The organism is Microbacterium sp. BF1, from assembly GCF_019279095.1.
In the GTDB taxonomy this organism is placed as follows: Bacteria; Actinomycetota; Actinomycetes; order Actinomycetales; family Microbacteriaceae; genus Microbacterium; species Microbacterium maritypicum.
The window spans coordinates 1-762 of the sequence record NZ_JAGYWT010000763.1; the positions used below are offsets into that span (position 1 = coordinate 1).

General features: G+C 70.2%; 2 protein-coding genes. One reads left to right on the forward strand and one right to left on the reverse strand.

From position 1 onward, the window contains the following. Positions 1 to 22: 22 nt before the first annotated feature. Positions 23 to 142, forward strand: coding sequence for a zinc-binding dehydrogenase (locus tag KZA10_RS16625; protein ID WP_256935019.1), 120 nt, complete (start codon positions 23 to 25; stop codon positions 140 to 142). A 16-nt stretch (positions 143 to 158) separates the two neighbouring features. Here the strand turns inward: KZA10_RS16625 and KZA10_RS16630 are convergent. Further along, positions 159 to 762: alkylhydroperoxidase domain protein (locus KZA10_RS16630; RefSeq protein ID WP_256935018.1), on the reverse strand; the 604-nt coding region annotated here is incomplete at its 5' end.

Genomic DNA, 762 nt, shown 5'->3' on the forward strand with positions numbered 1-762 from the left:
CGGTCCGAGCTCGATCGCGCTCCTGGATGCCGGGGACTTCACGATCGAGCTCGGACCGCAGCTGCCGCTCGCCGAAGCGGCGCGGGCCCATGAGCTCATGGAATCCGGCGCCGCCTCGGGCAAGATCATCCTGCTGCCCTAGCGGCAGCCGTTCCGGATCAGGCCGGAGCCACCGGCCGTCCGATCGACAGCATCAGTCGGTTCGCCCAGTTGAAGAACGCGGCGCCGTGGATGAGGTCGGCGACCTCCAGATCGTCCAGTCCTGCTGCGCGCAGTCGCGCGATCTCCTCCTCGCCGAACGCACTGGGCGTGTCGGTGAGGGCGACGGATGCCGCGACGATCGCGTTCCAGCGCGCACCGAGGTCGGCATCGACGCCCTCGTCCAGCAGCAGGTCGACGTCGTCTGTGCGCCTGCTGTGGTGCGCGGCGAAACGAGAGTGCACCGAGGCGCAGAAGACGCAGCCGTTGCGACGCGATGCCGCCGTGGCCGCCAGCTCGCGGTCCGCACGTGGGAGGCCCTCCGCAGCGTTGTAGAAGATGTCCTTGTCCACCAAGGTGCGCGCCTTGAGCACCTCGGGGTCGCGGGCCAACAGTCGGAAGTAGTCGTTCTTCGCCCGCGCGGCGTCGACGAGACCGTCGTAGTGCCGCGCGGTCAGCTCCTCCTCCGCGAGGGGTTCCAGGTGCGGGACCCAGCCGACCTCGCCGCGGGTGAAGGCGTGCGGGTGCGGGGCGTCGTCGTGACGGAGCACGGTCTGAGCGGCG